8 protein-coding genes and 1 pseudogene are annotated in these 7,951 nt (G+C 48.9%); all 9 read left to right on the top strand.

Features of this window, described 5'->3' with window-relative positions; all coding sequences use genetic code 11:
- The first annotated feature begins 168 nt into the window (after positions 1-168).
- Positions 169-951 (top strand): hypothetical protein, encoded by a 783-nt coding sequence (locus SSCH_RS04705; protein ID WP_052835321.1) that lies wholly within the window; start codon positions 169-171, stop codon positions 949-951.
- 11 nt (positions 952-962) lie between these two features.
- Positions 963-2,066 (top strand): annotated as a pseudogene (prfB, locus tag SSCH_RS04700) (peptide chain release factor 2).
- Between the two features lie 481 nt (positions 2,067-2,547).
- Entirely contained in the window at positions 2,548-3,402 is an 855-nt protein-coding gene (locus SSCH_RS04695; protein WP_084710937.1) for a YitT family protein, read from the top strand.
- A 16-nt stretch (positions 3,403-3,418) separates the two neighbouring features.
- Complete coding sequence (locus SSCH_RS04690; protein ID WP_044664465.1) at positions 3,419-4,255, top strand: transketolase; 837 nt, start codon at positions 3,419-3,421, stop codon at positions 4,253-4,255.
- A 159-nt stretch (positions 4,256-4,414) separates the two neighbouring features.
- Positions 4,415-5,359, top strand: coding sequence for a transketolase family protein (locus tag SSCH_RS04685; RefSeq protein WP_084710936.1), 945 nt, complete (start codon positions 4,415-4,417; stop codon positions 5,357-5,359).
- Positions 5,360-5,480: 121 nt separating this feature from the next.
- The gene (ftsE, locus tag SSCH_RS04680) at positions 5,481-6,167 is read left to right on the top strand and encodes a cell division ATP-binding protein FtsE (RefSeq protein WP_044664467.1); all 687 of its coding nucleotides are present in this window, start codon (positions 5,481-5,483) and stop codon (positions 6,165-6,167) included.
- Positions 6,133-7,044: a permease-like cell division protein FtsX gene (gene ftsX / locus SSCH_RS04675; RefSeq protein WP_332306899.1), complete on the top strand. Its 912-nt coding sequence runs from the start codon at positions 6,133-6,135 to the stop codon at positions 7,042-7,044. The genes ftsE and ftsX overlap by 35 nt, the downstream gene beginning before the upstream one ends.
- 400 nt (positions 7,045-7,444) lie before the next feature.
- Positions 7,445-7,867, top strand: coding sequence for a hypothetical protein (locus SSCH_RS04670; RefSeq protein WP_044664462.1), 423 nt, complete (start codon positions 7,445-7,447; stop codon positions 7,865-7,867).
- A partial coding sequence (locus SSCH_RS22290; protein WP_456300449.1) for a hypothetical protein occupies positions 7,864-7,951 on the top strand: 88 nt, incomplete at its 3' end. The genes SSCH_RS04670 and SSCH_RS22290, both read left to right, overlap by 4 nt.

The raw sequence follows: 7,951 nt of genomic DNA, 5'->3' as shown, positions 1-7,951 counted from the left end.
CTCCATACCTGATAGTGTCTTAGAGGTTCTCAAGATCAACAGGAGAGGAACTGATCGCCGGGGTCATCTTTCATGATGTCGGAAGGGGAAAGAAGTTGATGACAGGATTTTGAAGCCTCTCTGGTTCAAAAGAGTCGGGCACCTGCATATCTGCGCCATTATCCTGGGATGAATTGGGCGGAGTGGACGGTTCCTTTTCACAACCATATTGGGGAAAGCCATCAGACCGCAAAAAAGTACCACTGTTCACAGAAAGTTCTTGAGGCTGTCGCGTTGCACCACCATGTCAAGATTCGACCACGAACCATGAACCTGATTGGTGATGCCCTTAATATCAGCAAAATTGTCAGATTGGATATCTTTCACTATAAACCGGCACAGTATGCAGCACCGGGCAGCAACCTGGCTCAGGTCATCGCTATCCTCGACCAGATGTGTGCCATTGAGAGAAAGTTTCGGGGGTTTTCAGGGCTGGGCCTGGAACCGGAGCAGATCGAATATGAGGTGGTTCGTGATCTGGTGATTGGGATCAGCGGAAAAGACGATCCACGTTTGGAAGTCCTGGGCTTATCCTTGACGGGCACCGAATCCGTTATTCTCTTTGATCTGCGGGCTTTCGGCAGTTATGTGAAGATGCATACCGAGTATGAGGTGCAAAACATGAAGGCTTCTATCCTGCAGTTGATCCGCACCCTGGTGCGGGTGAATAGGGAGGGTAAGGAGCGTGATCTTGTTGCCCTTATTGGAGGAGACGAATACGCTGTTGTAACAAAGGTACAAGATCCAGTAATTCTTGATAAAATGATCGAAAGGGTAGCCAGAGTAATTAAATTGAAAACGGGGTTCCAGGTAAGAGCGGGTTACGGTATTGGAAATAATATTGATGAAAATTATCACCATGCCCGGATCCAGGCAGAAATGCTGAAAGAACGCCGTTTTCTACCAAAATAGAGGTGATTTTGATGTTGAGTGAGTACAGGAGAGAATTGAATCAACTGGAACATAAACTTCAAGAATTGAGGGTTTCTCTTTGACCTCGAGGCCAAAGAGAACAAACTAGAAGAGATCGAGAAGCTGACAGCAAGACCTGATTTTTGGGGAGACCCCGATAAGGCAAAGAGGGTTTTACAGGAGGCATCTGCGCTCAAAGAAGACCTGACGCGCTTCAGGAATGTCAGCAAGGATTTTGAGGAACTGATTATATTGCTTGAATTAAGTGAGGAGTCCGGTGACGAGGAGTTGGCTGCCGAATTTAAGGACAGCTATGCCGGACTTTGTATTGCAGTTGACAGGTGGGAGCAGGAAACCCTTTTTTCTGATCCCCATGATAAGAGGAATGCCCTGGTTTCTCTGCATGCCGGGGCAGGGGGTACTGAAGCACAGGACTGGGTAGAAATTCTCTTTCGGATGTACGGGCGCTGGGCAACCCAGCAGCATGGGTTTAAAGTAGAGGTGCTTGATTATCTCGCAGGGGATGAAGCGGGGATTAAAAGTATCACTTTTCTTGTAACAGGGGTCAATGCTTACGGATATTTAAAGGCTGAGAGGGGAGTACATCGGCTGGTGCGCATCTCTCCCTTTGATTCCTCGGGAAGGCGTCATACTTCCTTTGCTTCGGTTGATGTGATCCCTGAGGTGGAGGAGGATACAGAAGTGGAGATCAACCCTGATGACCTGCACATGGATACCTACAGGGCGAGCGGCCCCGGAGGCAGTATGTGAACAAAACAGATTCAGCTGTTCGGATCACCCATTTTCCCTCAGGGATTGTTGTGCAGTGTCAGAGTGAGCGATCCCAGCTTTCTAACCGGCAGCGTGCCATGAACATGCTTCGCTCACAGCTGCTGGCACTGAAAAAGCAGGAGCAGGAGGAGAAACTGGCCAAGCTGCGGGGTGAACAGCGGGAAATAGCCTGGGGAAACCAGATCCGGTCTTATGTTTTTGAGCCGTACACCATGGTCAAAGACCACCGAACAGGGATCGATGTGGGGAATATACAGGCTGTAATGAACGGTGAGATCGATGTTTTTATAGATGCCTATCTCCGACTGATAAGCAGAAAGTGATCACCTTTTTCCGGAAATAAATGGTCCCGGAGTACTTATATTCCGGGGCCTTGTTTTTGTAAAATAATACAGGAATAGTGCAGCAAAAAGGCGAAAAAGAGTGGATCAGAGGGACGACAGAGTGTGTGAAAACCATTTTGACTGTTCCATCCCCCCATTTACGACCAAATTACGGTTGTTTTTAAGGCCAATTGCCCGCTATTTCAGTAATACCCCCTTTATAGCTGCTGAACTGGTGATTTGGGGAGTTGTCACACAGACTGACGATTCTCCTGATCCAATAAGTGAAGATACGTTACTGGCATGCACTGGGGACAGTTCCTGCTGTACAAAAGAATAATGCAAGCCTGACCCGTCCTGACCCGTTATGTTTCAGACATCCGACCTCAGGCATTTGACACTTCTGTTTTTCGCCCCTGGGTGAAAAAAATTGTTTTGGTAACAATAATCATGGGGTAATCTCTGGATGGGGTGGGAGTCTTTGCGCCTTCGGAAGTTGATCAGATCATATCTTTGGATTACAGTGGGTTCTGTGGTTATTGCCCTGGCCCTGGACATTTTCTTAGTTCCCAATAAGATTGCTGCCGGTGGAGTGAGTGGCCTGGCGACGATTTTCTTTCACCTGTTCAGGCTTCCTGTAGGATGGGTGCTGCTGGCTTTGAACATTCCCCTGTTTCTCCTTTCCTTTCGGGAGTTGGGGGGGCGTGTTTTCATCCGCAGTGTCTATGGTGCACTGGTTACCTCTGTGTCTGTGGAATTATTGGCGAACCATGTACCGGTGATGACGCATGATGTTCTACTGTCGGCGATCTATGGGGGTATAATTACAGGTTTAGGAATGGGAATTGTTCTGAAGGCAGGTGGTACCACCGGAGGCACAGATCTGGTGGCACGCCTGCTCCATAAATACTTTCCTGTAACTGTGGGGCAGGGCCTGTTGGGGGCGGATTTTGTTGTGATCAGCCTGGCCGGGATATTTTTTAATGTTGAACTGGCTCTCTATGCCCTCTTATCGCTTTTGATTACCAGTAAGATGATCGACCTGGTACAGGAAGGGATCAGTTTTGCCAAAGCGGCATATATAATTTCTGAACACTCCGAGGAAATTTTCCAGGCTGTTTTTAAGGAGTTGGGGCGAGGGGTCACTGCCTTACAGGGGAAAGGGATGTTCACCGGGGAAGATCGTCCGGTGCTTCTCTGTGTGGTGGGTAAGACTGAAGAGAGCCGATTGAAGGAATTGATTTATGATATTGATCACAAGGCTTTTGTCTTTATTACAGATGCTCATGAGGTGCTGGGTGAGGGTTTTAAGGATTTTAGGGAAAAAGAGTACTAGGTGAGGAGGTAAGGTTATGGCAGAAACTCAAAAACAGATGATCAGTGATCTGGAAACAAAGGCACAGCTGATCAGAGGGGATATCATCAGGATGCTGGCAGAGGCCGGCTCAGGACACCCGGGTGGCAGTCTTTCCAGTGTTGAAATTGTGACAGCTCTATATTTTAATGTACTGCGGATAAAGCCGGAGGAACCTGGATGGCCTGACCGCGACAGGTTTATTTTAAGCAAGGGACATGCTGCCCCACTTCTTTATGCCGCACTGGCAGAGCGAGGTTTCATTCCCAGGGAGGAGTTGTTGACACTCCGCAAGCTGGGGACGCGACTGCAGGGACACCCTGCCCGCGGGATGGTGCCCGGGGTTGAGGCATCGACAGGCTCTCTGGGGCAGGGATTGTCTATGGGGTTGGGGATTGCTCTGGCGGGCAGGCTCGATCAGCGGGATTACCGCGTTTATGTATTATTAGGTGATGGTGAGTGCCAGGAGGGGCAGGTCTGGGAGGCAGCCATGGCTGCTGCCCATTACCGCACAGGCAACCTGACAGCCATCCTTGATTATAACGGTCTTCAGATCGACGGCCCTATCAAAGAGGTGATGTCTCCTCTGCCTTTCCCTGATAAGTGGCGTTCTTTCGGATGGGCTGTGCGAGAGGTTGATGGGCACGATTTTCAGGACCTGCTTGCTGCTTTTGACTGGGCGGCAGGAATAAAGGACAGACCCTCCATGATCATAGCGAATACGGTCAAGGGTAAAGGGGTTTCTTATATGGAAAACGAGGTCGGCTGGCACGGCAAAGCGCCGGATAAAGAACAAGCGGCTCAGGCCTTGGAAGAGATAGGTGCGGGCAGATAATGATCATCTTAAAAGATTCATACGGCACAAGCGATCCTATAGTATTAATTAGTGCAGACAGCTGATGATCAGCCAAAAGATGAATTCGTAGAGTTCGACGAATCTGCTTTAATTGAGTGCAGTCAGCTAATGGTTAGCCAAAAGGGGGAAGAAGCAGTTATGCAGAAGAAAAGCTCCACTCGTGAGGCATATGGGCGGGTGCTGGTGAAACTGGGTAAAAGATATCCGGACTTGGTTGTATTGGATGCTGACCTGTCCGCATCGACAAAGACCAGAGATTTTGCCAAAAATTATCCGGAGCGTTTTTTTGATATGGGTATTGCAGAGCAAAACATGATGGGTACAGCGGCGGGGTTTGCCCTGGCGGGAAAGATTCCCTGTGCCAGCACCTTTGCGGTTTTTGCAACAGGTCGGGCCTATGATCAGGTGCGCAATGCCATCGCCTACCCCGGGTTAAATGTGAAGATTATCGCCACCCATGCCGGGGTCAGTGTTGGTGAGGATGGGGCGAGCCATCAAACTATTGAAGATATCTCCTTGATGCGGACACTCCCCAACATGACGGTGATCGTGCCGGCAGATGCCCAGGAGGCAGCCCAGGCAGTAGCTGCAGCTATCGAGATGCAGGGGCCTGTGTATATCAGATTAGGGCGTCCGGCTTTCCCTGAAATTCTGCAAGAGGATTACCGGTTCCGGATCGGCAGGGCGGTACCCTTGCGTGATGGCAGTGCCGCTGTGATATTTGCCGCAGGGGTCATGGTCTCCATGGCACTGGAAGCAGCATCCTCGCTGGCAACAGAGGGGGTGGAGGTGGCTGTTGTCAACGTTTCTACCATCAAGCCCCTCGACAAGGAGACAATTGTACAGATGGCTAGGAAAACCGGTGCTGTGGTAACTGCAGAGGAGCATTCCATTTACGGGGGGTTAGGGAGTGCAGTGGCTGAAGTTCTCGGTGAAAATTACCCGGTTCCGCTGGAGAGGGTAGGTATCAGGGACCGCTTCGGTGAATCGGGGAGTCCTGAGCAGCTGCTGGAAGTCTGCGGGTTAACAGTTAAACACCTTGTGGAAGCGGTGCATCGTGCTATAGCACGCTCATCCAAATAAGGGAAAAAAATATGTAGTAAATAAAGAGGATATTCAAAATTAATGTCGAAACAACTTCCAACAGGAGGAAGTTGTTTTCTTTTTGGGAATTATTTCGAATGTTTCGGACTGGAGTGGTATTGTGATCAGCTTTTTCAATGTATCCAAAGTTTACCCCAATGGAGTAAAAGCTCTCCAGGGAGTATCTATACAGATCAAAAGCGGAGAATTTGTCTTTATCGTGGGACCAAGTGGAGCAGGGAAATCAACAATGATCAAGCTGATTTTCAGAGAGGAACTGCCTACCAAAGGCCAGATCTATATAGGTGGCCGCAGCGTGGTCAGGATGAGACCGCGGGAGGTACCCAATTTGCGTCGCCGGATCGGTATGGTATTTCAGGATTTCCGGCTGTTGCCTGATCGCACAGTCTTCGAAAATGTTGCCTTTGCCATGAAAGTTGTCTGTGCCGGCAGGTCAGAGATCAGGGAGCGGGTGCCGGAGGTTCTCAAGCTGGTCGGGCTGGAAAAACGGATGGATGACTATCCATCACAGCTTTCCGGTGGGGAACAGCAGCGGACAGCCATCGCACGGGCACTGGTTAACAGGCCGTCAATTATGATCGCTGATGAACCGACCGGAAATTTGGATATTGACACATCCTGGGAGATTATGGACTGTTTTCAGGAAATTAACGAACAAGGGACTACAGTAATCATTGCAACACACGCCAAAGAAATTGTCGATTCCATGCGTCAGCGTGTAATCGCTCTAAACTGCGGTGAAATTGTGCGAGATGAGCACCGGGGTGTTTACGCTAATGCTACTTAGGCAAGTCTATTACATTTTACAGGAGGTGTTCCGCTCTTTTAGACGCAATAGTCTGTTGAATTTTGCGGCTGTGGGAACAACCGCAATTTCGCTGTTTGTTTTAGGGGCGGGAATGCTGCTGGTGATCAACACCAATCAGATTGCCAGGGAAGTCGAATCTAATATTGAAATTACGGTTTATTTAAAGATGGATACTACGGAAAAAGAAGCTCTTTCCCTGGAACCCTTATTTAGCAGGATATCCGGAGTGAAAGAGGTAGAATTTATTCCCCGGGATGAGGCCCTGGCTTCCCTGGAAGAGCAGTTGGGTGAGGAAACTAACTATCGTGATTCTATTGGTGATGTCAATCCTCTACCTGATGCTTATAGAATCAAAACCCATGATCCCCATGATGTAAGCGCCGTGGCTGCTGAAGTCAAGAGGTTTCCTGGGGTAGAAGGGGTGCGCTATGAGCAGGGAGCGCTGGAAAAACTGCTCAAGCTCACCAAATGGGCACACACTATCGGCCTTATAATTATTGCTTTGCTGGGGACGAGTGCCATATTTTTGATTGCTACCACCACCCGCCTGACTTTCTTTGCCAGGCGTCGTGAGATCAACATTATGAAATATGTGGGAGCTACCGACTGGTTTATACGCTGGCCCTTTCTTTTAGAGGGGATTGTCCTGGGGTGTGTGGGGGCTTTGCTGGCAGTGGGGGTGCTTTTCTTGTCCTATGGGACACTGACAGCAAAACTGCAGGAGACAATACCTTTTCTGCCATTGGTAAGCGCCGGCAGGAATTTGCTGTGGGTTTTCGAGGGTCTGCTGGCAGGCGGCATCGTATTGGGTGCCATGGGGAGCCTGATATCTGTACGCAAATACCTTCAAGTTTAGTGGTTTGTGGTTAGTGGTTAGTCGTTGGAAAAGGACACACGCGTGCAAAGGGGACAGTCCCCGGTGCACGCGGGTGACGTTGACTGGTTGTCGGTAGTTGGTTGGCAAGTTAGTGTCGTTGGGTTAGTCGTTGGAAAAAAGATGCTCGGGTGAAAAACTGTTCCAAGACAGTTTTTGGCTCATCAGACTTCTGACTTCCGGTTTCTGACGTCAGTTTTTCGGTTTGGTTGTTGGAAAGGTGCCTATGGCAGTGTGACACTTGTGGGGGATGGGAAAAGGGCCGGGGTTAGGGAATGTTGTGGGTGGATTGTACGGAAGCATATGGTATCAGAAAGATCAGATACATTATTCAAGCTAGAGAGTTTATTGAAAGCATCGCGTGAATAAGAAGGGGGTAAAAATGCGAAGGAGAGGCATCCAAATTGGTATAAGTATTCTACTGGGGGTAATGCTGATCTTTTGCCAGATGGCACCGGGTCAGGCATCTGATCTGCAAAAAAAGAAAGATGAGCTGTCCAATGTCAACCGCCAGATTGAAGAGCGCAAGAAGCAACTGAATGATAATCAAAAGAAACAGAAAGATATTCTCCAGGAATTAAACACGATCGACCAGGATATTTCCCAAACATCCAAGGACCTGGAGCGGATTGATGGAGAGCTTTCTACACTGCAACAGTCGATAGAGCAGACTGAAAAACAGCTGCAGAAGAAAGAGGAAGCACTCCAAGAGCGAACAGAGTTTTTTCACCAGCGGCTTAGAGATATTTATATAGGAAAGGGAATCTTTCCTATCTGGAGGTGCTGTTGGATAGCACCAGTATGAGCGATTTTCTGACGCGATTCGATTATTTGAAGCGTATAGCAAACCAGGATTCGAAACTTGTTAAGGAACTGGCTGCAGAAAGAG

This window comes from Syntrophaceticus schinkii, from assembly GCF_000946815.1.
In the GTDB taxonomy this organism is placed as follows: domain Bacteria; phylum Bacillota; class DSM-12270; order Thermacetogeniales; family Thermacetogeniaceae; genus Syntrophaceticus; species Syntrophaceticus schinkii.
Note: the sequence above shows the minus strand (reverse complement) of the source record. Positions and strands in the feature narration are given on the sequence as shown.